The organism is Streptomyces sp. NPDC090127, assembly GCF_044746945.1.
In the GTDB taxonomy this organism is placed as follows: domain Bacteria; phylum Actinomycetota; class Actinomycetes; order Streptomycetales; family Streptomycetaceae; genus Streptomyces.
Genome location: NZ_JBIVDE010000002.1, coordinates 1,174,175 through 1,196,102 on the forward strand (window position 1 = coordinate 1,174,175; position 21,928 = coordinate 1,196,102).

Sequence of the window (21,928 nt, forward strand, 5' to 3'; positions counted from 1 at the left end):
CGGGCAGCACCTGCGCCCCGCCCCGCCGGCCGCGTTCAGGTCCGCGCCCCACCTCGCGGGCAGAGCCCGCGCCCGCCCTGCCGGCCGCGCCCCGCCCCGCCGGCCGCGCCTCGCCCTGCGGGCCCCTCAGGCCCGCGTCCCCGACCTCACCCGGCCGTCCTCCACCTCGATCAGCGTGTCCGCGCGCGACGCGTGGGCGCGGTCGTGGGTGACCAGGACCGTCGCCGTGCCGCGCTCCCGCGTCAGGGTCGTCAGGAGCTCCACGATCGCCGCCCCCCGCTCGTGGTCGAGCGCGCTCGTGGGCTCGTCGACCAGGAGGACGGACGGCTCGTTCATCAGGGCCCGCGCGAGGGTGACCCGCTGGCGCTGGCCGCCCGACAGCTGGTGCGGGCGGCGCGCCGCCTGGTCCGCGAGACCGACCGCGTCGAGCAGGGCCAGCGCCCTCCCCCGTACCGCCTTCGGCTTCCCGCCGGACAGGTGCGCCATCACCTGCAGCTGCTCCACCGCCGTCAGCGAGGCCAGCAGGTTCGGCTGCTGGAACACGATCCCGATCCGCTCCCGCCGCAGCGCCGCCCGCCCCGCCCGGTCCAGCGGGCCGGTCTCCGTACCGGCCACGACCACCCGCCCCCGGTCCGGCGTCACCAGCGTCGCCGCCACCGCCAGCAGGCTGGACTTGCCGGAGCCCGAAGGCCCCACGACCGCCGTCAGATGACCGGCCGGCACCTCCAGGGAGACGGCGTCGAGCGCGGTCAGACGCCCGTCACCGTCGGGATACGTCAGGGTCACGTCGTCCAGCAGCAGAGTCATCGGGCGCTCCCGAGCGCGGTCAGGGGGTCGACGGCGGTGATCCGCCGGATGGACAGGGCGGCGCCGAGGACACCGAGGACGATCATCACGGCGGCCGGGCCGAGCACGGTCAACGGCTCCAGGACGAACGGCACGTCGCCCCCGCTGATCAGCGCCCCGGCACCGACCGCGAGCGCCGTGCCGGACAGCGTCCCGGCCCCGAGCATCAGCACCGCCTGCCCGAGCGCGTCCTTCAGCAGGTAGGGAGTCGACGCGCCCAGCGCCTTCAGCACCGCCACGTCACCGCTCCGCTGGATCGTCCACACCGTGAAGAAGGCCCCTATGACCAGCGCGGAGATCGCGAAGAGGAAGCCCCGCATCAGCTGCAGCGAGCCGTTCTCGGCCTGGTAGGACCCCAGGGCGGTGAGCGCCTCTTCGATCGTCCGCGACTCCGTTCCCAGAGCCGCGTCCCCGGCGCCCAGGTCCGCGTCGCCGACGACGCGCAGGGCGACGACCGTCGCCTGCTCCTCGGGCGTCGTGCCGTTGTGCCCGAGCCGCTGCCAGTCGTCGAGGGAGGTCCAGACCACGGGCGTGTGGCTGTACGAGGCGTCGCCCGCGACGGCCGCGACGCGGGCCTCCAGCGGACCGAGGCGTACGGCCCCGCCCACGCCGAGACCCAGCTCCTCGGCCGCCGACTCGGAGAGGACGACCCGCCCCGGCCCCAGCTTCCCGCTCGCGGGCGCGAGGGCCGCCGACGGCTCCGTACCGAAGGCGGAGACGGCGACCGTGCGGTCCCCGGCGACGCCGTTGAGCGTACGGATGGCCAGCGGCTGCGCGCTCGTCACACCGGGCCGCTCGGCCCACCGCCGCCACTGGCTCTCGGTCACCGTCGAGTTGGTGAAGGAGACCGACCGGCCGGACGGCGGGGTGGCGAAGGCCAGCCGGTCCGCCGGCAGTCCGGTGATCGCCGAGATGTTCTCGCGGGCGAGTCCGGCGGTCAGCCCGGACAGCAGTCCCACGAGCAGGGTGATCAGCACGATCACCGCTCCCATCAGCGTGAATCGCCCTTTGGCGAAGCGCAGGTCTCTCCATGCCACGAACATGTCGACCAGCTTTCCCGGCCCCGGCGGCCCCCGGCATCGCGCCACGGATGGCTCCGCGATCAAACTTTCGGTTGAGTCCGGATTGTCTGCCCCCGCCTACGCTGGACGGACCATGGATCCGCGTTCCCTCACCCCCGCCCTGCGCGCGCTGCGTCTCTGTCTGCACCTGCTGATGGCGGGGCTGCTGGCGCTCGCGGCGCTCCGGGCGGACTCCGCCGCCGGGATCGCGCTCGCGGCGGTGACGGCCGGGGTCTACGCGGCCGGCTCGGCGCTGCCCTCCGTACGGGACTCGCAGCGGGCCGCCGCGCTCTGGCTGGCCGCGCTGTGCGCGTCCTGGCTGGCGCTGCTCGCGGCCACCCCCGACGGGCTGTGGGTGGCGTTCCCGCTGTACTTCCTCCAGCTGCACCTGCTGCCGGTCCGCTGGGCGCTGCCGTCGGTGGCCCTGACGGCGTGCGCGGCGATCCTGTCGTACGTCCGCCACGGCGCGCCGCTCAATCCCGGGGTCTTCATCGGACCGCTGCTCGGTGGCGCGGTCGCGGTCGCGACGGTCCTCGGCTACCAGGCGCTGTACAGGGAGAGCGAGCGGCGCCGGCGGATGGTGGAGGAGCTGATCGCGACGCGGGCGGAGCTGGCGGCGGCCGAGCGGCACGCGGGCACGCTCGCGGAGCGCGAGCGGCTGGCGCGGGAGATCCACGACACGCTCGCGCAGGGACTCTCCTCGATCCAGCTGCTGCTGCGGGCCGCCGAGCGGGTGCTGCCGGCGGGCTCGCCGGCCGCCGGGCACATCGAGGGGGCGCGCCGCGCGGCGCAGGACAACCTGGCCGAGGCGCGGCGGTTCGTACGGGCGCTCTCCCCGCCCGACCTGGAGCACGGCTCGCTCGCGGCGGCCCTGGAGCGGCTGTGCGAGCCGGGCCCCGAGGCCGCCCCGCGGGCGCGCCTCACGGTGAGCGGGACGCCGGTGGAGCTGCCGACGCCGTACGAGGTGGCGCTGCTGCGGATCGCGCAGTCGGCGTTCGCGAACACGGTGCGGCACGCCTCGGCGTCGCGCGCGGAGATCACGCTGTCGTTCATGGGCGCGTCGGTGACGCTGGACGTGGTCGACGACGGCACGGGCTTCGACCCGGGGCTGCTCGCGCCGTCGTCGGACGACGGCGGCTTCGGGCTGCCGGCGATGCGCGCGCGGGCGGAGTCGCTGGGCGGCACGTTCACGGTGGAGTCCGCGCCCGGCCAGGGCGCGGCGGTCGCCGTCTCCCTCCCTCTGCCCCTCTCCCCTCCCCTGCCCGCAGGCCCCGCTGGAGTGTCGACATGACGATCCGTCTCCTTCTCGCCGACGACCACCCGGTGGTACGGGCCGGGCTGCGCGCGGTCCTGGACACCGAACCGGACTTCGCCGTGGTCGGCGAGGCCGCCACGGCCGAGCGGGCGGTGGAGCTGGCCGGAGCGGGAGGGGTGGACGTGGTCCTGATGGACCTCCAGTTCGGCGCGGGGATGCACGGCTCGGAGGCGACGGCGGCGATCACGGCCGGTCCGGGTGGCCCGAGGGTGCTGGTCCTGACCACGTACGACACGGACGCGGACATCCTGGCGGCGGTCGAGGCGGGCGCCTCGGGCTATCTGCTGAAGGACGCCCCGCCGGAGGAGCTGGCGGCCGCGGTCCGCACGGCGGCGGCGGGCCAGTCGGCCCTGGCGCCGGCGGTGGCGCACCGGCTGATGGACCGGATGCGGACCCCGGCGGAGGCGCTGACGAAGCGGGAGCTGGAGGTGCTCCAGCTGGTGGGCGAGGGGCTGTCGAACCAGCAGATCAGCAAGGTGCTGTTCCTGAGCCAGGCGACGGTGAAGTCGCACCTGGTGCACATCTTCGCCAAGCTCGGTGTGGACTCCCGCACGGCGGCGGTGGCCACGGCGACCTCCAGACGCCTGATCAGACGCCCGGCTTGATCGATGCACGACCTGGCCGAACGCCCGGCTTGTTCGGACGCACGACCTGACCGGCCGCCCAGGTTGATCGGACGCCCGGCTTGATCACACGTCCGAACCGACCGACTGGATCGGACGCCCGAACCGACCGAACGCCCGCCCTGACCGCGCGTCAGAGTTGGCGCGGTGGTTCTCCGAAGAGTTCGACCGCCTGGCGGACGTTCGCAAGGCCGTTCGCGAGGGCGCTGACCGAGCCGATCGACCCGGCGATCAGGAGCAGGGAGCGGCGCAGCCGGCGTACCTCGGGGATGCCGCTGACGACCATCGCGTCCAGCGCGGCGAGCTCGTCCTCGGCGATGCCCCGGTCGGTGAACTCGGCCCGGTGGCCCGCGAGTTCACGGCGGAGCCGGGAGACGGCGGCACGCAGCTCCGCCACCCTCGGGTCCTCGCCGCCGTCGGTTGTCACACGCCTCTGCCCAACGCTTCGCAACAAAGTTCTCCCCCTCGCACGACACTGTGCGCCGAACTCCCCACCACGATCCGGCCGGCGAACGACGGTCGGGCGCCCGGAGTCGCGAGCAAGTTAACGCCATCGCGCGCCCGGCGCGCCACATCGTGGACACAATTCAGGCGTCCGTGTCATGCGGTATGCAGTCGGTATGACGAATACGACGGATACGGCGGCGGTCCCGCCCGCTTCGCCCCTGGTGGCCGGTCTCCTGCTCGCCGCGGGCGGCGGGCGGCGGCTCGGCGGCCGCCCCAAGGCGCTCCTGACCCACCGCGGCCGGCCCCTCGTCGAGCACGCGGTGCGCGTGCTGCGCGAGGGGGGCTGCGAGGTGGTCCATGTCGTCCTGGGCGCCTCGGCCGAGCTCGTACGGGAGCGGGCGGAGCTGCCGGGGTGCGTCCTGGTCGACAACCCGGAGTGGGCGCAGGGCATGGGCTCCTCGCTGCGGGTGGGGCTCGCCTCGCTGGCCGCCGAGGCTCTGCCGGTGGACGCGGCGCTCGTGTCGCTGGTGGACCAGCCGGGGATCGGGGCGGAGGCGGTGGCGCGGGTCCGGTCGGCGTACCGCGCGCGGGACTCGCTCGCGGCCGCCTCGTACGAGGGGAAGCGCGGCCATCCCGTGCTGTTCGGCGCGGACCGCTGGGCGGGGATCGCGGCGGGGGCGGTGGGCGACCAGGGCGCGCGGGACTATCTGAAGGATCACCGGGATGCGATCACGCTGGTGGACTGTTCGGATGTGGCCGAGCCCTACGACATCGACACGGAGGCGGATCTGGTCCACCTTGAGTGAAGGGCGTGGCACTGAGCGCCATGTTCTGTCGATCCAGAGAATCTCGATATCAACAAACGATTGAACTTCCACCATGAGGAAACTAGTATCCACTGTTCAGAAGCGCCTGATCCCCTGACGGCGCTCCGCGGCCGTATCTCGGCGCCTGCGGCACTCCGTGCCGAACCCGTGACGCCCGGCGGCCGCAACGCACCGCACGCGAAGTCCGCTGAAGGAAGTGACAGTTCATGTCCGCACCAGCGCCGTCCCCCCTGGCCGTCGTCGAAGCCGAGCCCCTGCCGAGGCAGGAGGAGGTGCTGACCGACGCGGCCCTCGCCTTCGTGGCGGAGCTGCACCGGCGGTTCACCCCGCGCCGGGACGAGCTCCTCGCCCGCCGGGCGGAGCGACGCGCCGAGATCGCCCGTACCTCGACCCTGGACTTCCTGCCGGAGACCGCCGCCGTGCGCGCGGACGACTCCTGGCGGGTCGCGCCGGCCCCGGCGGCCCTGAACGACCGCCGCGTCGAGATCACGGGCCCGACCGACCGGAAGATGACCATCAACGCCCTGAACTCGGGCGCCCGGGTCTGGCTCGCGGACTTCGAGGACGCCTCGGCCCCGACCTGGGAGAACGTGGTCCTCGGTCAGGTCAACCTGATCGACGCGTACGCCCGGAACATCGACTTCACGGACCCGCGGTCGGGCAAGTCCTACGCGCTGAAGCCGGCGGACGAGCTGGCCACGGTCGTCATGCGGCCGCGCGGCTGGCACCTGGAGGAGCGTCACCTGACCTTCGACGGCCGCCCGGTCCCCGGCGCGCTCGTCGACTTCGGGCTGTACTTCTTCCACAACGCCAAGCGGCTGATCGAGCTCGGCAAGGGCCCCTACTTCTACCTCCCGAAGACGGAGTCGCACCTGGAGGCCCGCCTCTGGAACGACATCTTCGTCTTCGCTCAGGAGTACGTCGGCATCCCGCAGGGCACCGTCCGCGCCACCGTCCTCATCGAGACGATCACGGCCGCGTACGAGATGGAGGAGATCCTCTACGAGCTCCGCGACCACGCCGCGGGCCTCAACGCCGGCCGCTGGGACTACCTCTTCTCCATCGTCAAGAACTTCCGTGACGGCGGCGCCAAGTTCGTCCTGCCGGACCGCAACGCGGTCACGATGACGGCGCCGTTCATGCGCGCGTACACCGAACTCCTCGTCCGCACCTGCCACAAGCGTGGCGCGCACGCGATCGGCGGCATGGCGGCCTTCATCCCGTCCCGCAAGGACGCAGAGGTCAACAAGGTCGCCTTCGAGAAGGTCAAGGCGGACAAGGACCGCGAGGCCGGCGACGGCTTCGACGGCTCCTGGGTCGCCCACCCGGACCTGGTCCCGATCGCGATGGCCTCCTTCGACGCGGTCCTCGGCGACCGGCCGAACCAGAAGGACCGGCTGCGCGAGGACGTCTCGGTGGCGCCCGGCGACCTGATCGCCATCGACTCGCTCGACGCGAAGCCCACGTACGACGGCCTGCGCAACGCCGTCCAGGTCGGCACCCGCTACATCGAGGCCTGGCTCCGCGGCCTCGGCGCGGTCGCCATCTTCAACCTGATGGAGGACGCGGCCACCGCCGAGATCTCGCGCTCGCAGATCTGGCAGTGGATCAACGCGGGCGTCGTCTTCGAGAACGGCGAGAAGGCCACCCCGGAGCTGGCCCGCGAGGTCGCGGCCGAGGAGCTCGCCGCGATCCGCGCGGAGATCGGCGAGGAGGCCTTCGCGGCGGGCCGGTGGCAGCAGGCGCACGACCTGCTGCTGCACGTCTCGCTCGACGCCGACTACGCGGACTTCCTGACCCTCCCCGCGTACGACCAGCTCGTCGGCTGAGCCCCCTGCTTCGGCTGACCCGCACAGCGGCCGAACAACCCGCGGTGAACCCGTGAGCGCGGTGACTTCGCGAGCGCGGTGACCCCGCGGAGAACGGCTCCGCCCCCGGTGAACGCACAGCACCGGGGGCGGAGCCCTTTTCACGCGCCGGGGTCAGCGGGCGCGGCGGCGCGCCGCACGCCTCTTCGGCCGACCGGCGGAGACCCGCCCGTGCGACGACCGCACGTCCGGCATCGGGATGCGCAGCGCTCCCAGGGTCCGCTCGGCACGGTACGGATCGACCGCCGCCATCTCCCGGACCAGGGCGTCGACGCCGCCCGGCCAGCCCGCCGCCGAGGCGTCGAGGACCGTCCGGCCGTCGTCGCCGTGGCGGGAGAGCCGGTCGAGGATCAGGACGGCGCGGGCGGACGTCGGCACCAGCGTCTCGTCGGCGGGCTCGCCCCTGGCCCGCAGCACCCCGTAGGCGTACGCGCCCATCACCGGGTCGTCGAGGGCGCCGCGGAGCGCCTCGACGGGGACGGCGGCGGGGTCGAGGAAGCCGAAGAGCGCGCGCGTTCCGGCGGCCTCGAAGGTTCCGGCGTGGACCGTGCCGAGGGCGCCGAGCAGCGCGGACCAGGCCTCCGCCGAGTCGCCGTGGGCGTGCAGCCATTCGGCGAGGACGCGGGTCGCGGCGGAGGCGGACCAGCCCTCGGCGGCGGCGATGACGGTGGGCGCGTCCCAGCCGGCGACCTCCTTGGCGTCCGGCGCCGCGACCCAGCGCACCCGCAGCAGGTAGTGCAGGACCTCGACGCCCCAGGGGGTGAGGCCGAAGGCGTCGCCGGTGCGGAAGACCATGCCGGTACGGGCCAGCCGGTCGACGGTGGCGGCCATGGCCAGGGCGCCCGGTTCCAGCGCGGTCCGCGCGTCCTCCGTGGCCACGGTCCCGGTCAGCCGGGACAGCTCGTCGAGGTCCGGGAGCGCGTAGGTCTCGGGCGCGTTCGCCGGGACGAGGACGGGGGCGTCCTCCAGGCGGGGGTCGACCGGCCAGTCCTCGAACTCGGCGGCCCGGCGCGCGACCGACTCGGCGCAGGCGCCCCGCTGGTAGAGCGCGTACAGCAGGTGCGCGGCCTCGCCGTCGTACAGGCCGCCGGTCTCGTCCTTCATCTCCTCGACGGCCTCGGCGAGCAGGTCGGCGCCCGCCTCGACGGAGCGCTGGGGCTCGTGGGCCTCCATGGGCGGGGGCGGCAGCGGGATCCAGGAGTCCCCGTAGTAGTTGAGGTGCTCGTCGAGGAGCGTGTCCGCGAGGGCGAGGTGCGGGAAGGCCTCGGAGCCGGGGGCGAGATGGGCGTACGGCCCGGCGAGCGCGGCGGAGAGCCCTTCGGCGGTCCACCGGTCGACCAGCAGGCCCCCGATCTTCCCCACTCCGTGCGAGACGTCCACGGCGGCCAGCAGCGGCCCGGCGGGCGAGGGACGCTCGGCCTCGTGGACGTACGCGCCGGCGAGGGCGTCGGCGAGGAGGGCGTCGGCGACGTCGCTGCGGTTCATCAGGTCGGCCCGGTGGAGCCCGTCGGGCGGCCGCACCCCGTCATGACCGGCGAGCCAGGCCCGTACGGCGCCCGCGTCGGCCGGGTCGGTCCCGTCGGCGCGCAGCAGGGAGGCGTACCAGCGCTGCCAGGTGTAGTTGGCGGGGTCGCCCATGGCCCGTTCGAAGTCGGGCACGATGTCCTCGACCGCCGCCACGATCCGCGCCTGCCGCTTGGCGTTCAGCCGTCCCGCCTCCCGCACGCGTGCGGTCAGCGCCACGAGCACGGCGGGATAGGCCGGCAGCTCCGCCGCGGTCGCGTACACGAACGCCGGCGCGTCCTCGACGAGCAGCCGTCGCACCAGCTCCACGCTCGGCTCGGGCAGACCGCTCCGGCGGTCCGCCCCGCGCAGCGAGAGCAGCGCGAGCACGGCGTCCGCGGCCCGTACGGACGAGGGGTCACGGCGGAGCTCCGGAGTTCCGTCGAGGAACACGTCGAGCCCGGTGTTGGTGAGCACGGTCCCTGCCACCTTTCCCAGGGTAGTTCCGGCGTGGGCCGGACGACGAGGCCCGGGGCGGCACCGTCATGGGACGACAACGGTGCGCTGGGCCGAGAAGTCACCCCAGGTGCCGTCGGGGAGGCGGGCACGGAGCTTGACGCTGTAGCGGGTGGGTTCGGTGGTGGGGACCGTGAAGGTGTAGGTCGCCTCGCCGGGCGGGGGCTGGGCGCCCCAGATGACGGTGGTGGTGAACGCGCCGTTGAGGAAGAGCTGGTGTTCCGTCACCGGGGATCCGGTGCGCGGCGGGGTCCAGGTGAGGGTGACCTCGCCGCCCTTGGTGACCTTGGCCGTCAGGTCGGTGGGGGCCGTGAGGGGGGCGGCGCCGGGGGCCGGGGTGGTGGTGAGGTCGGCGGGGGCGCTGTCCGGTGAGGAGTTCTCGGCGGCGTCGCGGGCGCGCACCGTGAAGGAGTAGACCGTGCCGGCGCGCAGGCCGGTGAGGCGGGCGGTGGTGGCCGTGCCGGGGACGGTGTGGATCCGGGCGTCGGCCTGGTAGACGTCGTACGCGGTGACCTTGGTGTCGTCGCGGGCCGCCTGCCAGGTCAGGGTGGCCGCGTGGCTCCCCTCGGCGGTGACGCGCAGAGCGCGTGGGGCCGTGGGCGGGGTGCGGTCCTGGGCCGTCGCCGCGAGGGTGGTGGCGGGGACGGTCGGGCTGTGCGGGGAACGGTTTCCGGCGGCGTCACGGGCGCGGACGGTGAAGGCGTACGGGGTCGCGGGCGTGAGGTCCACGATGTCGACCATGAGCGTCGTGGCGGGGAGGTCCTTGACCTTGCGGCCCTGCTGGTAGACCTCGTAGCCGGTGACCGCGCGGTCGTCGGTGGCCGCGTTCCACATCACGTGGACGGTCTGGGAGCTGCCGGAGGCGGCGGTGACGCCGGTGGGCGCGGTGGGGCCGCTGGTGTCCTTGGCGGGGCCCTGGGAGCAGGCCGCGAGGGTGAGCGCGACGGCCGTCAACACACATGCGGCGAGCGGGCGTTGCACAGGAATGCCTCCGTCCGTCGACTTGGTCCAGACCTGTATGGCACGGGTGCGGTGATCTCGGCAAGGGGGCGGGTGTCAGTGGCGTGCGCTTCACTGAATTCGTCACTCACTGTGATCGACCGAGGGGGCTGTCGTGACGGACCGTACGACTTTTCTGACGCTTGCCGGACTGCGCGAGCGCGGCTGGAGCGATCCGATGGTGCGCGAGCTGCTGGGCGCGCCCGACATCCAGGGGCGGGATCCGAGGCGCTGGTCGCTCGCGCCCGTGCGGCTGTACCGGCTCGCGCGGGTGGAGGCGGTGGAGCGGACTCCCGAATTCGTCCGGTGCGCGGCCGCCTGCGGGCGCCGCTCCGCGGCCGTCGAGGCGGGGGCGGAGCGGCGGCGGAGCGCGGTGCTCGCCGCGATCCTGGCGGAGCCGATCCAGGTGCCCCGCCTCCCGGCGGCCGAGCTGGAACGGCGCGCGGTACGACACCGCCAGCTGCTCGGGGCACGCGGGCCGGGAGGGTCGGGCGGGGTGGCGGCAGGGGCGCTGGTGCGCTGGCAGGTCAGCTATCTGCGGTACGTCCTGTCGCGGTACGAGACCCTGCTCGACGGCCTGTTCGCGTCGACGGGACGGGCGGAGGCGGAGCGGCTGCTGAGCGCGCGGCTGTACGAGGCGATCGGCGCGGCCTACCCCCATCTGGCCGCTGAGTGCCGGCGGCGGGGGGAGGCGGCGGGGTGAGCGGCCGGAAGCGGCCGATGTCGAGCGATGAGTTCGGGGCGGCCCCGCGGTCTGCCCTGCATGGAGAAGACACAGGGCAACGATCTGGGTGCGGCCACCGCGCGGATGGCGCGTGTCGCGGCGGGCATCGGCGACGAGCGGCTCGGGGACCCCACTCCCTGTCCGGAGTACACGGTGGGAGACCTGCTCGCGCACGTCGCCGAACTGAGCGTGGCCTTCCGCGACGCCGCCCGCAAGGACTTCGGGCCGACGACCGGCACCCCGCCCGGCGCGGAACGGCCGGTCCTCGGGGACGAGTGGCGTACGGAGCTGCCGAAGGCCCTGGACGCGCTCGCGGCGGCCTGGCGCGAACCGGGAGCCTGGGAAGGGGACACCCAGGCCGGCGGGGTGGAGATGCCGGCCGCCGTCATGGGCAGGGTCGCGCTCAACGAGCTCGTGATCCACGGCTGGGACCTGGCGCGGGCCACGCACCAGAGCTACGAGGTGGACGCGGCGGACCTCGCGTCCTCGGAGGAGCTCTTGACGCCCGAGGAGGACGCCCCGGGCGACGAGGGTTTCTTCGGCCCGATCGTCACCGTCCCGGCCGACGGGCCCGCGCTCGACCGTGTGATCGGGTTGAGCGGCCGACGCCCGGACTGGCGCCCCGCGGCGTCCTGACGGCGCCGTGCGCTCCCGTTGACCGGCTCATGGAGCCGCGCGGTCGAAGGGAGGGCTGCCGGGGGCCTCGCCCAGGAGCGACGTGATCCTACGGCAGGCGGCCGCGATCGGGGAGATCACGGGGGTCTCGAAGCGGGCGTGCAGTGACGCGGCCGCCTCGCCGAGCGGGCCTCCGCCGATGACGACGGCCTGGGCGCCGTCCCGGACCACACAGGCACGGACCGCCCGCGCCAGGCTCTCGCGGAGCGCGTCGGGCCGGGCGGAGAGGGCTTCGGGGTCTCCCCCGGTCAGCCGCAGGCCGGTGAAGAGGCCGGAGAGGCCGAGTGCGGCGACGCGTTCGGTGATGTGCCCCGCCAACTCGGGCGTGGTCGTCGCGATGCCGAACCGCCGGCCGAGCGCGGCTGCCTCCAGGATCGCCGCCTCACCGATACCGACGACGGGGACCGGCAGCGGGTCCGGGGCCCGGTCGTGGGGCTCGGTCCGCACGCGGACACGAGGCTCGGCAGGCGCCGGGGCATGGGCTCCGCCTCCGACACCGGCCACGAGACCGGCTGCGGCCACGGCTCCGGCACCGGCCACGACACCGACCCCGGCTCCGGCACCGGCACCGTCTCCGACTCCGACTCCGGCCACGGCACCGGCCACGACACCGGCACCGGCTGCGGCGTTCGCATCTGCCTGGGTTCGGGCCGAGGCGAGTGCTCGCAGGTCCGGCACGCCCGGGTCGCCGAAGGCGGCTACCAGGAGCGCGTGGCAGGTGCCCTCGGTCAAGGCGTGGCGGCCGGCCGCGAGGACCTCCGGGGCTGCCGCGCGCAGCGCCGCCGGGTCGGTGAGCATGCGGGGGCCACGCGCCACGGTGACACCCCGGACGGTGACGGCGGGCCCCAGGGTCCGCCGGGCGATCGCCGTCATCATGGCCGTGGTGGCGGCGGAGGTGTTCGGATTGATCAGCATCACCGAACGCCCGCGGCCGGCCCCCGCGGCGTACGCGGGGACCGGCTCGGCGGAGGGCGGAAGGGCGCTCAGTGGACGTGCGCCGCCTTGGCCCCGCGGGTCTCGGAGATCTCCTCGCCCGGTTCCATCGGCGCGGTGACCGTGTCCTCGTCCCCGCGCTTGCCCAGGTGGTTGAAGACCAGGTTCAGCAGGACCGCCGCGACGCAGCCGGTCGAGATGCCCGAGTCCAGGATGATCTTCGCGGTCTCCGGGAAGGCGTGGTAGAACTCCGGGGCCGTGATCGGGATGATGCCGACGGCCAGCGAGACCGCCACGATCAGGACGTTGTTGTCCTTCTCCAGACCGGCCTTGACCAGCGTCTGGATGCCGCTCGCCGCGACCGAGCCGAAGAGGACCACGCCCGCTCCGCCCAGCACCGGTCGCGGAACGACCGAGATCAGCGACGCGGCGACCGGTGAGAGGCCCATCAGGACCAGGAAGCCGCCGCCGCAGGCGACCACGAACCGGCTGCGGATCTTCGTCATCGCGACCAGACCGATGTTCTGGGCGAAGGCGCTGCACATGAAGCCGTTGAAGAACGGGCTCAGGGCGGAGCCGAGGGTGTCGGCGCGCAGACCGGCGGCGATGGTCTTCTCGTCGGCCGGCCGGTCGACGATCTCGCCGAGCGCCAGCATGTCGGCGGTCGACTCGGTCATCGACACCAGCATGACGACGCACATCGAGATGATCGCGGCGACGGCGAACTGCGGGGCTCCGAAGTGGAACGGCGTCGGGAAGCCGACGATGTCCGCCTCCGTCACCGGGCTGAAGTCGGTGACCCCGAACGGGATCGCGATGAGCGTGCCGATGACGAGGCCGACCAGGACCGCGATCTGCTTCAGGAAGCCGCGGGTGAAGCGGCGCAGGACCAGCACCACGACGAGCGTGATCGCGGCGAGGGTGAGGTAGGTGGTCGAACCGTAGTCGTCGGCCGCCGGATTGGGCCCTTGGGCCCAGCCGAAGGCGACCGGCAGGAGCGAGATGCCGATGAGGGTGATCACCGTGCCGGTGACGACGGGCGGGAAGAAGCGGACGAGCTTGGAGAAGTACGGGGCGGCTATGAAGCCGAGCACTCCGGCGACGATGATCGCGCCGAAGATGATCGGCAGCGCGTCGGCCTTGTCGTCCGTGGTGTCGATGATCGCGAGCATCGGCGCGACGCCGGCGAAGGTGACGCCGTTGACGAACGGCAGGCGGGCGCCGATCTTCCAGACACCGAGCGTCTGGAGGAAGGTGGCGAGCCCCGCGGTGAAGAGGCTTGCTCCGGTGAGGAAGGTCAGTTCGGTGCCGGAGAGTCCGACGGCCGCGCCGACGATCAGGGGCGGGGCCACCACGCCCGCGTACATCGCGGCCACGTGCTGGAGACCGCTGGTGAACATTCTCAGGGGCGGCAGCGTCTCGTCGACCGGATGCCTCTCGTCTCCGGTATCGGCGCTGGAATCGTGTGCATCATTGCGAAACCTGGGCTTTGCGGCCACGGCGGTTCCTCCGGTCGGTTACACGTCGGCGGTGACGCGGATGTCAGGGAGGTGGTGCAAGGGGGTGCGGATCGTGCGCCTCACGGTGTGCGGCTCATGAGGAAGTGGCGGTCGCCACGGGGGACTTCGGGTACTGCGAAGACATCGGGCGGCGTGGGGGACACCGCTCGTCGCGCGCCCAGGGAGGAGGGCGCGCATCGACCGTCCGGGGGGTGCCGTACCTCTTGTCGTACGGTCACCCCCCGTCCAGCCGGCCACGGACCCCGCTCGGGTCCGCGGCGACCGACCAAGGGCCGTCCCCCTCGGTCGGACTCCTTGGGGAGGTCAGCCCTGGGCCGTGATCCGGGCCAGGCGCTGCGCCTCCGCGCGCGCGTCGCGGGCGATCGCCTCTTCGTCCGCGAACAGCAGGCGGTTGTTCTCCACGATCTGCTTGCCGTTGACGAACGAGGCCGTCACCGGGGCTGCAGCGCCGAACACGATCGCGGTGACCGGGTCGGCGATCGAGGAGTGGCCGAGGCCGTCGATCTTCCAGAGGACGAAGTCGGCGAGCTTGCCGGCCTCCAGAGAACCGATGCTGTCGGCGCGGCCGAGGACCTGGGCGCCACCGTACGTACCGAGGCGCAGGGCCTGGCGGGCGTTGAGCGCGGATTCGCGGTGGGCACCGAGGCGGTTGATGAGGAGCGCGTTGCGCAGCTCGGTGTGGAGCTCGCCCGACTCGTTGGAGGCGGTGCCGTCGACGCCCAGGCCCACGGGGACGCCGGCGCGCAGCATGTCCGGGACACGGGCGATGCCGGCGGCGAGCCGCGCGTTGGAGGACGGGCAGTGGGCGACGCCGGTCTTGGTCCGGGCGAAGGCCTCGATGTCGGAGTCGTTCATGTGGACGCAGTGCGCCATCCACACGTCCTCGCCGAGGAAGCCGGTCGACTCGAAGTAGTCGGTCGGGCCCATGCCGAAGAGCTCGTGGCAGAACTTCTCCTCCTCCACGGTCTCCGAGCCGTGGGTGTGCATGCGCACACCGAGGCGGCGGCCGAGCGCGGCGCCCTCGCGCAGCAGGTCGGTGGAGATGGAGAAGGGCGAGCAGGGGGCGACGGCGACCTGGGTCATCGCGTCGAAGGAGGCGTCGTGGTACTTCCTGACGGTCTCCTCGGTCGCGAGGAGCGCACCCTCGGTCGTCTCGACGGCGAAGTCCGGCGGCAGGCCGCCGTCCTTCTCGCTGCGGTCCATCGAGCCGCGGGCGAGGGTGAAACGGACGCCCATGTCGCGGGCGGCGCCGATGATGGCGCCGGACAGGTCGCCGGAGCCCTGCGGGTAGACGTAGTGGTGGTCCATCGCGGTGGTCACACCACCGCGGGCCATCATCGCGAGCGAGCCCTGGGCCGCGACGCGGACCATCGACTCGTCGATGCGCGACCAGGTCGGGTAGAGCGCGACCAGCCAGTTGAAGAGGTTGTGGTCGGTGGCCAGGCCCCGGGTGATCCACTGGTAGAAGTGGTGATGGGTGTTGACCAGACCGGGCGTCACCAGATGACCGGTGGCGTCGATCCGGCGGACCACGTTCTCCAGGCCCTCGGGCGCCTTGCCGGCGCCGATGGACTCGATCTTGTTGTCGGCGACGACGAGGTAACCGGTGGCGTACTCGGTGTCGTTGGCGTCCACGGTCGCGATCGCACAGTTCTCGATGACAATGCGCTGGGCTGCCGAAGGTGCTGCCATGGCGGTGGTTCCTTCATTCCTCTTGGGTGGTGTGGGCACGGCAGGACCCTAGGAGGATTTGAGTGCCGGAGCCGTGTGACGGCTCCGGGTGCCGAGATGGTGGAAGAACAGGTTGAGCGTCACCGCGACGAGCGCGCCGGCGCTGATGCCCGAGCCGAGCACGGTCTGCGCCCAGGCGGGGAAGCCCGCGTAGAAGGTGGGCGCGGCGAGCGGGATGATGCCCGCGCCGAGCGCGACGGCGACCAGGATGATGTTGGAGCTGTCGTCGAGTCCGGCTTCGGAGAGCGTACGGATGCCGGAGACGGCGATCGAGCCGAAGAGCACGATGCCGGCGCCGCCGAGGACGGGCATCGGGACCATCGAGACGACCGCGCCGAGGACCGGGAAGACGCCGAGGACCAGCAGGGCGCCACCGGCGACGGCGACGACGTAGCGGGAGCGGACCCGGGTCAGCGAGACCACGCCGACGTTCTGGGCGAACGCGGAGGTGGGGAAGCCGCCGAAGACGGGGCCGATCAGGGTGGCGATGCCGTCGGTGCGCAGCCCGCGGGTGATCGTACGGCCGTCGCTGCGGCGTTCGCAGATCTCGCCGAGGGCGAGCATGCCGGCGCTGGACTCGGTCATCAGGACCAGCATCACGATGCACAGGGAGAGGATCGCGGCGGGCTGGAACTCGGGGGCGCCGAAGGCGAAGGGCGCGGGCAGCGCGGCGACGGGGGCCTCCCGCAACGCGCCGAAGTCGGCCATCCCGAACGGGATCGCGGCGAGCGTTCCGATGAACAGACCGAGGAGCAGGGCGATCTGCTTGACGAAGCCCTTGGCGAAGCGCTGGAAGAGCAGGATCACGACGAGCGTGAAGGCGGCGAGCGCGAGGTACTTCATCGCGCCGAAGTCGGCGGCTTCCTTGTTCCCGCCCTGGGCCCAGCTCACCGGCACCGGCATCAGGGTGACGCCGATCAGCGTGATCACGACACCGGTGACGAGCGGCGGGAAGAAGCGGAGCAGTCGGCCGAAGAAGGGGCCGACGGCGAGGCAGAAGACTCCGGCGACCATCACCGCGCCGTAGATGGCGGGGAGTTGGTGGCCAGGGGCGCTGGTCTCGGCGATCGCGAGCATCGGGGCGATGCCGGCGGACGAGGCGGCGTTGACGAACGGGAGCCGGTTTCCGGCGAAGCGGCCGGCACCGATCGTCTGGAGGATGGTGGCACAGCCGGCGATGAGCAGGCCGGCGGCGATGAGCCGGGTCATTCCGGCGGCGTCCAGGCCGACCGCCTGGCCGATGATCAGCGGAGGGGTGACGACACCCGCGTACATCGCGGCGATGTGCTGGAGCGCGGCGGGAACGAGCCGCGAGGCGGGGAGCTTCTCGTCCACGGGGTGGACGGCCGCCGGGTGGACCTCGACCGTGGTGACCTGGGAGACGATCGTCTGCGCGGAGATCTCCACCGAGGCGGACTCCGTCGCGCCGACCTTCACCGAGGTGGTCTCCACCGAGGCGACCTCGTGGGAGGTGACGACCCCGGGGGTGGCCTCGGTCGAGGAGGCCTCGTGCGAGGTGACCGGCGGGGTGGAACACGGGCCTTCTGCGGATGCCGGCCCCGTTGCGGGCTGTGCCATGGGTGTGTCCCTCCGGTGGTGGCGGCCCCCGCCCGACTGCGGGCGGGCGGGGGCGGCCACGTGGTGCCGCTAGAGGTTGGTCATGTCGACCGGGATCTGCGCCGTGGCTCCGTCACGCAGCACGGTGGCCTCGATGAGGCCGTACATGCGGTCGGCGGCGTAGTAGACCTCGTTGTCGTTCTTCAGCCCGAAGGGCTCGAGGTCCACCAGGAAGTGGTGCTTGTTCGGGAGCGAGAAGCGGACCTCGTCGATCTCCGAACGGTGGTTGATGATGCGCGAGGCCATCTGGTACAGCGTCTGCTGCAGCGAGAGGGAGTACGTCTCGGCGAAGGCCTGCAGCATGTGCTTCTTCGTCTCGGCGTACGACCGCTCCCAGTTGGGCATCCGCTGGTCGTCGTCGGTCCAGTTGAAGCGCCAGCGACCGGAGACCTGCGTGGCCAGGATGCGGTCGTACGCCTCCTGGAGCGTCGTGTACTTGTCCTTGATGTAGCCCCAGAACTCCGAGTTGGTGGAGTTCATCACGACGAGGTCCTTGAGGCCGGAGATGACCTCCCACTTCTCACCGTCGTACGTGATCTGGGTGACGCGGGTCTCCTGGCCCTTGCGGGCGAAGGAGTGGTTCACCTCGTCGGAGCCGATGAACTTGGAGCTGGCGTCCGAGGTCGCGATGCGCTCCCAGGAGTACTCCTCGATCCGGATCCGGGCCCGGTGGATCGGCTCCTGGCTCGTCACGAAGTGACGCGCGAGGTGGATGCCGAACTGCTCGGCCGACTCGATCCCGTACTCCTTCGCGAAGGCGAAGACGGTGTTCTTGGTCGTGTCGGTGGGCAGGCAGTGGGCGTTGGAGCCCGAGAGGTGGACGTCGTCGAGGTCGCCGGAGAGGGCGACGGAGACGTTCAGGTCCTTGATGTGGTGGGTGTCGCCGTCCCGCGTGATCTTGACGACGCGGTTCTCTGCTTTGCCGTACTGGTTCTGGCCGAGAATCGTGGGCATGTCTGCTAGCTCCCTCGGTAAACGGAGTAGCCGAACGGGTTGAGCAGCAGCGGTACGTGATAGTGCTCGCCCGGCTTGACGGCGAACGTGATCGCCACCTCCGGGAAGAACGCACCGCTGTCCCTTACGCGGGGGGCGTCCTGCTGCGCCTCGGCTTGCTTCTTGGAGAAGTACGTCTCGGTCTCGAAGTCGAGACGTACGTGGGTGGTGCCCTCCGGCAGGGCCGGCAGGTCCTTGCAGCGCCCGTCCGCGTCGGTGGCGGAGCCACCGAGCGCGACCCACTGCGCGTCGGAGCCGCTGCGGGCCGCGAGCGTGATGGCCACGCCCTCGGCGGGGCGGCCGATGCTGGTGTCCAGGATGTGGGTGGACACCGAAGCGGTGGTGTCGGTGCTCATGCGCTCTCTTCCTCAGCACTCTCTACGAGACGGGTCAGACGGATGCGGTTGATCTTGCCCAGCTCGGTGCGGACGATCTCCCGCTCCTTGTCGGGCGCGTTCTCGATCCGCTCGCGGACCGCGTCACGCATCTGCTCACCGGTCTTGCCGGTGGCGCAGATCAGAAAGACATGACCGAACGTGTCCTGGTAGGCCAGGTTCAGTTCGAGCATCTCGGCCTTGAGCTCCTCGGAGGCACCGGCCATCCCGCTCTGCTCGCGGGAGGAGGTCGGGTCCCCTGCCTTCGGACGACCGATCGGCGGGTGGCCCGCCATCGCCTCGGCCAGATCCTCCGCGGTCAGCTCGGCCATGGCGGCGTCGCTGGCGAGGAAGAGGGCTTCGACGGTGGTGAACGGGCGCTGGGCGAGGATCTTGCTCCCCCACGCCGAACTGGAGCACACCTCGTGGAGGGCGGCGACGGCGTCGCTGTCCGCGGAGGTGTTGAACCGGGTGAGGCCCGGTGTCGTACCTGAAGTCACGGGAAGCCTCCGTGGCTGTTTTTCGCTGTGCGTCGGACGGGCTGCGGATAGCTAACGCCCTTTGCCGACACCACGTCAACACTTTGTTGAAAACTCGGGGACACAAAAGCCGTCGCCCCGACATCCGGACGACGGCTCCTGGCCACACATGATCAACTAGCCGTTCTCGGCGGCCTTTTCCCTGCTCAGGGCGGTCTCACGGTTCAGGTAGTTGTACACGGTGAAGCGGCTGACACCCAGTGCCCCGGCCACCGTCTCCACTCCGTGTCGTACGGAGAAGGCTCCGCGCGCCTCCAGCATCCGGACCGCCTCCTGCTTGGCCTTGCGGTCGAGCTGGGAGAGCGGCATCCCGTGCCGTCGCTCCATCGCGGCCAGAATGTGATCCAGCGAGTCCGAGAGCTGCGGCAGCCGTACGGCGAGCACGTCCTCACCCTCCCAGGCGAGCACCACGTCGTCGGCCCTGGCCTGCTCGGGGCCCAGTATCTCGGCGCCCATCGCGTCGACCAGCGGCTTCACGGCGGTGACCAGCGGGTGTTCGGTCACGACTCCTCCCCGAGCACGTTGACCTGGAGGGAGACACGGGTCGCGCCGGCCGCGAGCGACCTGCGCAGCAGCGCGTCCACGGCCGTCAGCACCTCGTCCGCGCCGCCTTCCGCCGTATTGCCGAAGGGGCCGACGTCCACCGCGTCCAGTTCGGCCGACTGGATGACCTCACGGGCCACGACCGCGTGCTCCGGCGCCTCGTCCAGGTCGAAGGGCTCGGTCGTGAACTCCACTCTCAAACGCACCATGGGCCCACGCTACTGGCCGAGAGACCACCGACGGCAGCCCCTGAGCCGGCAGGCCCCCTTGACAAGTGCGCGACTCCCCTTGCAACATTCCGTCAGACAGAAACTTACTTCCGCAATACGGAAGGAGCGCCGCCCCTCATGGGATACACGGACCAGCGCTTCGATGTGAACCTGTCGATCCTCTTCACGGAACTCCCGCTCCTGGAGCGCCCCGCGGCCGCCGCCGCGGCGGGCTTCACGGCGGTCGAGCTGTGGTGGCCCTGGATCGACACCGCCACCCCCGCCCAGAGTGAGCTCGACGCTCTCAAGAAGGCTCTGGACGACGCCGGCACCCAGCTGGTGGGCCTGAACTTCTACGCCGGGCAGCTGCCGGGCCCCGACCGCGGCGCGCTCTCCGTGCCCGGTGAGGAGTCGGACCGCTTCCGCGCCAACATCGAGGTGGCGGCCGACTTCGCCGCCTCGGTCGGCTGCAAGGCGCTCAACGCGCTCTACGGCAACCGCGTCGACGGCGTCGACCCGCAGGTCCAGGACACCCTCGCCCTGGAGAACCTGGTCCTGGCGGCCCGCGCGGCCGACCGGATCGGCGCGATCCTGCTGGTCGAGACCCTGAACAAGCCGGAGTCGCCGCTCTACCCGCTGGTGAGCGCCCCCTCGGCGATCGAGGTCGTCGACAAGGTCAACGCCGCCACCGGACTCGGCAACGCCAAGTTCCTCCTCGACATCTACCACCTGTCGATGAACGGCGAGGACGTCAGCCAGGTCATCGCCGCGTACGCGGACAAGACCGGCCACGTGCAGATCGCGGACAACCCGGGCCGTGGCGCGCCGGGCACCGGCGAGCTCCCGCTGGAGCAGCTGCTGGACGAGCTCAAGAAGGCCGGTTACGACGGTTGGGTCGGCCTGGAGTACAAGGCCGCCGACGCAGCCGCGTCCTTCGAGTGGCTCCCGGCCGAGGCCCGCGCGGCCCGCTGACCGGCGACCCGGCGATCCGCCGGCTTCCTCCCCGTACCACCAGTTTTCGAGAGGCACCCTCACCATGAGCAATCTCCCCAAGATCGCGTGGATCGGTCTCGGCATCATGGGCTCGCCCATGTCCGAGAACCTCATCAAGGCGGGCTACTCCGTCACCGGCTTCACGCTGGAGCAGGACAAGCTGGACCGCCTCGCCGCGGCCGGCGGCACCGTCGCCGGCTCGATCGCCGAGGCCGTCAAGGACGCCGACGTCGTCATCACGATGGTGCCCGCCTCCCCGCAGGTCGAGGCGATCTCCTACGGCCCCGAGGGCATCCTGGAGAACGCGAAGTCCGGCGCGCTGATCATCGACATGTCGTCGATCACCCCGCAGACCTCGGTCGACCTGGCGAAGAACGCCAAGGAGAAGGGCATCCGCGTCATCGACGCGCCCGTCTCCGGCGGCGAGGCCGGCGCCATCGAGGCCGTCCTGTCGATCATGGTGGGTGGCGAGCAGGCCGACTTCGACGAGGCCCTGCCGATCCTGGAGGCCCTCGGCAAGACCATCGTCCTCTGCGGCCCGCACGGCTCCGGCCAGACGGTCAAGGCCGCCAACCAGCTCATCGTCGCCGTGAACATCCAGGCGTGCGCCGAGGCCGTGGTCTTCCTCGAGAAGTCCGGCGTGAACCTCCAGGCCGCCCTGGACGTCCTCAACGGCGGTCTGGCCGGCTCCACGGTCCTGACCCGCAAGAAGGACAACTTCCTCAACCGGGACTTCAAGCCCGGCTTCCGGATCGACCTGCACCACAAGGACATGGGCATCGTCACCGACGCCGCCCGCAACGTCGGCGCGGCCCTCCCGGTCGGTGCCGTCGTCGCCCAGCTGGTCGCCTCCCTGCGTGCGCAGGGCGACGGCGGCCTGGACCACTCGGCCCTGCTGCGTGCCGTCGAGCGCCTCTCCGGCCAGCAGGTCTGACGCGGGTCCCGCCCCATGACTTCCGGTCGGCGGCGGCGCTGACAACCTGTCCTGTCGCGCCCAGGCGCCGCCGCCGCCCGGAACACCACACTTCACTTTCAACAAACTGTTGACGCTGAGTTCGAAGCGAATTTACGC

22 protein-coding genes are annotated in these 21,928 nt (G+C 72.0%); 8 read left to right on the forward strand and 14 right to left on the reverse strand.

The annotated features are described in order from the left end of the window. Nucleotides 1-126: 126 nt before the first annotated feature. Both ACIPPS_RS10790 and ACIPPS_RS10795 read right to left on the reverse strand, forming a co-directional pair. Nucleotides 127-807 carry an ABC transporter ATP-binding protein gene (locus ACIPPS_RS10790; RefSeq protein ID WP_401429396.1) on the reverse strand — a complete coding sequence of 227 codons (681 nt, stop codon included), beginning with the start codon at nt 805-807 and terminating at the stop codon, nt 127-129. Further along, nucleotides 804-1,889, reverse strand: a complete 1,086-nt coding sequence (locus ACIPPS_RS10795; protein WP_401429398.1) for an ABC transporter permease — start codon at nt 1,887-1,889, stop codon at nt 804-806. The genes ACIPPS_RS10790 and ACIPPS_RS10795 overlap by 4 nt, the downstream gene beginning before the upstream one ends. A gap of 112 nt (nt 1,890-2,001) precedes the next feature. Between ACIPPS_RS10795 and ACIPPS_RS10800 the strand changes: the two genes are divergently transcribed. Further along, nucleotides 2,002-3,198 carry a sensor histidine kinase gene (locus ACIPPS_RS10800; protein WP_401429400.1) on the forward strand — a complete coding sequence of 399 codons (1,197 nt, stop codon included), beginning with the start codon at nt 2,002-2,004 and terminating at the stop codon, nt 3,196-3,198. Further along, nucleotides 3,195-3,827 carry a response regulator gene (locus tag ACIPPS_RS10805; protein WP_401429402.1) on the forward strand — a complete coding sequence of 211 codons (633 nt, stop codon included), beginning with the start codon at nt 3,195-3,197 and terminating at the stop codon, nt 3,825-3,827. Before ACIPPS_RS10800 ends, ACIPPS_RS10805 begins: the two co-directional genes overlap by 4 nt. 151 nt (nt 3,828-3,978) lie before the next feature. On the opposite strand, the gene ACIPPS_RS10810 is transcribed toward ACIPPS_RS10805, so the two are convergent. Next, nucleotides 3,979-4,299 (reverse strand): DUF5955 family protein, encoded by a 321-nt coding sequence (locus ACIPPS_RS10810; protein WP_401429404.1) that lies wholly within the window; start codon nt 4,297-4,299, stop codon nt 3,979-3,981. Nucleotides 4,300-4,465: 166 nt separating this feature from the next. Here ACIPPS_RS10810 and ACIPPS_RS10815 point away from each other — a divergent pair, with 166 nt between their 5' ends. Then, nucleotides 4,466-5,098, forward strand: a complete 633-nt coding sequence (locus tag ACIPPS_RS10815; RefSeq protein WP_401429406.1) for an NTP transferase domain-containing protein — start codon at nt 4,466-4,468, stop codon at nt 5,096-5,098. Nucleotides 5,099-5,325: 227 nt separating this feature from the next. After that, nucleotides 5,326-6,948: a malate synthase A gene (gene aceB, locus ACIPPS_RS10820; protein WP_401429408.1), complete on the forward strand. Its 1,623-nt coding sequence runs from the start codon at nt 5,326-5,328 to the stop codon at nt 6,946-6,948. A 153-nt stretch (nt 6,949-7,101) separates the two neighbouring features. Here the strand turns inward: aceB and ACIPPS_RS10825 are convergent, their stop codons facing one another. Both ACIPPS_RS10825 and ACIPPS_RS10830 read right to left on the reverse strand, forming a co-directional pair. Then, on the reverse strand, nt 7,102-8,979 hold the full coding sequence (locus tag ACIPPS_RS10825) for a hypothetical protein (RefSeq protein ID WP_401429411.1): 1,878 nt from the start codon (nt 8,977-8,979) through the stop codon (nt 7,102-7,104). A gap of 54 nt (nt 8,980-9,033) precedes the next feature. Continuing rightward, complete coding sequence (locus ACIPPS_RS10830) at nt 9,034-9,987, reverse strand: fibronectin type III domain-containing protein (protein ID WP_401429414.1); 954 nt, start codon at nt 9,985-9,987, stop codon at nt 9,034-9,036. 133 nt (nt 9,988-10,120) lie between these two features. On the opposite strand from ACIPPS_RS10830, the gene ACIPPS_RS10835 reads away from it, so the two are divergent. Together ACIPPS_RS10835 and ACIPPS_RS10840 are read left to right on the forward strand one after the other, a co-directional pair. Then, the gene (locus ACIPPS_RS10835) at nt 10,121-10,708 is read left to right on the forward strand and encodes a hypothetical protein (protein WP_401429417.1); all 588 of its coding nucleotides are present in this window, start codon (nt 10,121-10,123) and stop codon (nt 10,706-10,708) included. 60 nt (nt 10,709-10,768) lie between these two features. Then, the gene (locus tag ACIPPS_RS10840) at nt 10,769-11,365 is read left to right on the forward strand and encodes a TIGR03086 family metal-binding protein (protein WP_401429420.1); all 597 of its coding nucleotides are present in this window, start codon (nt 10,769-10,771) and stop codon (nt 11,363-11,365) included. A 27-nt stretch (nt 11,366-11,392) separates the two neighbouring features. Here the strand turns inward: ACIPPS_RS10840 and ACIPPS_RS10845 are convergent, their stop codons facing one another. The 9 genes from ACIPPS_RS10845 to ACIPPS_RS10885 form a co-directional block, all read right to left on the reverse strand. Continuing rightward, nucleotides 11,393-12,319 (reverse strand): aspartate/glutamate racemase family protein, encoded by a 927-nt coding sequence (locus ACIPPS_RS10845; protein WP_401429423.1) that lies wholly within the window; start codon nt 12,317-12,319, stop codon nt 11,393-11,395. A gap of 68 nt (nt 12,320-12,387) precedes the next feature. Then, entirely contained in the window at nt 12,388-13,836 is a 1,449-nt protein-coding gene (locus tag ACIPPS_RS10850; protein WP_401429426.1) for a nucleobase:cation symporter-2 family protein, read from the reverse strand. 324 nt (nt 13,837-14,160) lie between these two features. Further along, the gene (locus tag ACIPPS_RS10855) at nt 14,161-15,549 is read right to left on the reverse strand and encodes an 8-oxoguanine deaminase (RefSeq protein ID WP_401429428.1); all 1,389 of its coding nucleotides are present in this window, start codon (nt 15,547-15,549) and stop codon (nt 14,161-14,163) included. 48 nt (nt 15,550-15,597) lie between these two features. Beyond that, complete coding sequence (locus tag ACIPPS_RS10860; RefSeq protein ID WP_401429431.1) at nt 15,598-17,166, reverse strand: nucleobase:cation symporter-2 family protein; 1,569 nt, start codon at nt 17,164-17,166, stop codon at nt 15,598-15,600. A 69-nt stretch (nt 17,167-17,235) separates the two neighbouring features. After that, complete coding sequence (pucL, locus tag ACIPPS_RS10865; RefSeq protein ID WP_401429433.1) at nt 17,236-18,159, reverse strand: factor-independent urate hydroxylase; 924 nt, start codon at nt 18,157-18,159, stop codon at nt 17,236-17,238. 5 nt (nt 18,160-18,164) lie between these two features. Continuing rightward, nucleotides 18,165-18,554, reverse strand: coding sequence for a hydroxyisourate hydrolase (gene uraH, locus ACIPPS_RS10870; RefSeq protein WP_401429435.1), 390 nt, complete (start codon nt 18,552-18,554; stop codon nt 18,165-18,167). Then, the gene (gene uraD, locus ACIPPS_RS10875) at nt 18,551-19,072 is read right to left on the reverse strand and encodes a 2-oxo-4-hydroxy-4-carboxy-5-ureidoimidazoline decarboxylase (RefSeq protein WP_401429437.1); all 522 of its coding nucleotides are present in this window, start codon (nt 19,070-19,072) and stop codon (nt 18,551-18,553) included. The genes uraH and uraD overlap by 4 nt, the downstream gene beginning before the upstream one ends. A 156-nt stretch (nt 19,073-19,228) precedes the next feature. Next, the gene (locus ACIPPS_RS10880; protein WP_401429592.1) at nt 19,229-19,567 is read right to left on the reverse strand and encodes a helix-turn-helix domain-containing protein; all 339 of its coding nucleotides are present in this window, start codon (nt 19,565-19,567) and stop codon (nt 19,229-19,231) included. 44 nt (nt 19,568-19,611) lie between these two features. Further along, nucleotides 19,612-19,860: a hypothetical protein gene (locus ACIPPS_RS10885; protein WP_401429594.1), complete on the reverse strand. Its 249-nt coding sequence runs from the start codon at nt 19,858-19,860 to the stop codon at nt 19,612-19,614. Nucleotides 19,861-20,001: 141 nt separating this feature from the next. Here ACIPPS_RS10885 and ACIPPS_RS10890 point away from each other — a divergent pair, with 141 nt between their 5' ends. Continuing rightward, nucleotides 20,002-20,835: a TIM barrel protein gene (locus tag ACIPPS_RS10890; protein ID WP_401429440.1), complete on the forward strand. Its 834-nt coding sequence runs from the start codon at nt 20,002-20,004 to the stop codon at nt 20,833-20,835. 64 nt (nt 20,836-20,899) lie between these two features. Continuing rightward, on the forward strand, nt 20,900-21,790 hold the full coding sequence (locus ACIPPS_RS10895; protein WP_401429442.1) for a 2-hydroxy-3-oxopropionate reductase: 891 nt from the start codon (nt 20,900-20,902) through the stop codon (nt 21,788-21,790). Nucleotides 21,791-21,928 lie beyond the last annotated feature (138 nt).

Coding starts and splice junctions, on each gene's coding strand:
- ACIPPS_RS10790 (WP_401429396.1), bottom strand. CDS start 807: ATGACTCTGCTGCTGGACGACGTGACCCTGACGTATCCCGACGGTGAC.
- ACIPPS_RS10795 (WP_401429398.1), bottom strand. CDS start 1,889: ATGTTCGTGGCATGGAGAGACCTGCGCTTCGCCAAAGGGCGATTCACG.
- ACIPPS_RS10800 (WP_401429400.1), top strand. CDS start 2,002: ATGGATCCGCGTTCCCTCACCCCCGCCCTGCGCGCGCTGCGTCTCTGT.
- ACIPPS_RS10805 (WP_401429402.1), top strand. CDS start 3,195: ATGACGATCCGTCTCCTTCTCGCCGACGACCACCCGGTGGTACGGGCC.
- ACIPPS_RS10815 (WP_401429406.1), top strand. CDS start 4,466: ATGACGAATACGACGGATACGGCGGCGGTCCCGCCCGCTTCGCCCCTG.
- aceB (WP_401429408.1), top strand. CDS start 5,326: ATGTCCGCACCAGCGCCGTCCCCCCTGGCCGTCGTCGAAGCCGAGCCC.
- ACIPPS_RS10840 (WP_401429420.1), top strand. CDS start 10,769: ATGGAGAAGACACAGGGCAACGATCTGGGTGCGGCCACCGCGCGGATG.
- ACIPPS_RS10845 (WP_401429423.1), bottom strand. CDS start 12,319: ATGCTGATCAATCCGAACACCTCCGCCGCCACCACGGCCATGATGACG.
- ACIPPS_RS10855 (WP_401429428.1), bottom strand. CDS start 15,549: ATGGCAGCACCTTCGGCAGCCCAGCGCATTGTCATCGAGAACTGTGCG.
- ACIPPS_RS10860 (WP_401429431.1), bottom strand. CDS start 17,166: ATGGCACAGCCCGCAACGGGGCCGGCATCCGCAGAAGGCCCGTGTTCC.
- pucL (WP_401429433.1), bottom strand. CDS start 18,159: ATGCCCACGATTCTCGGCCAGAACCAGTACGGCAAAGCAGAGAACCGC.
- uraH (WP_401429435.1), bottom strand. CDS start 18,554: ATGAGCACCGACACCACCGCTTCGGTGTCCACCCACATCCTGGACACC.
- ACIPPS_RS10880 (WP_401429592.1), bottom strand. CDS start 19,567: ATGGGCGCCGAGATACTGGGCCCCGAGCAGGCCAGGGCCGACGACGTG.
- ACIPPS_RS10890 (WP_401429440.1), top strand. CDS start 20,002: ATGGGATACACGGACCAGCGCTTCGATGTGAACCTGTCGATCCTCTTC.
- ACIPPS_RS10895 (WP_401429442.1), top strand. CDS start 20,900: ATGAGCAATCTCCCCAAGATCGCGTGGATCGGTCTCGGCATCATGGGC.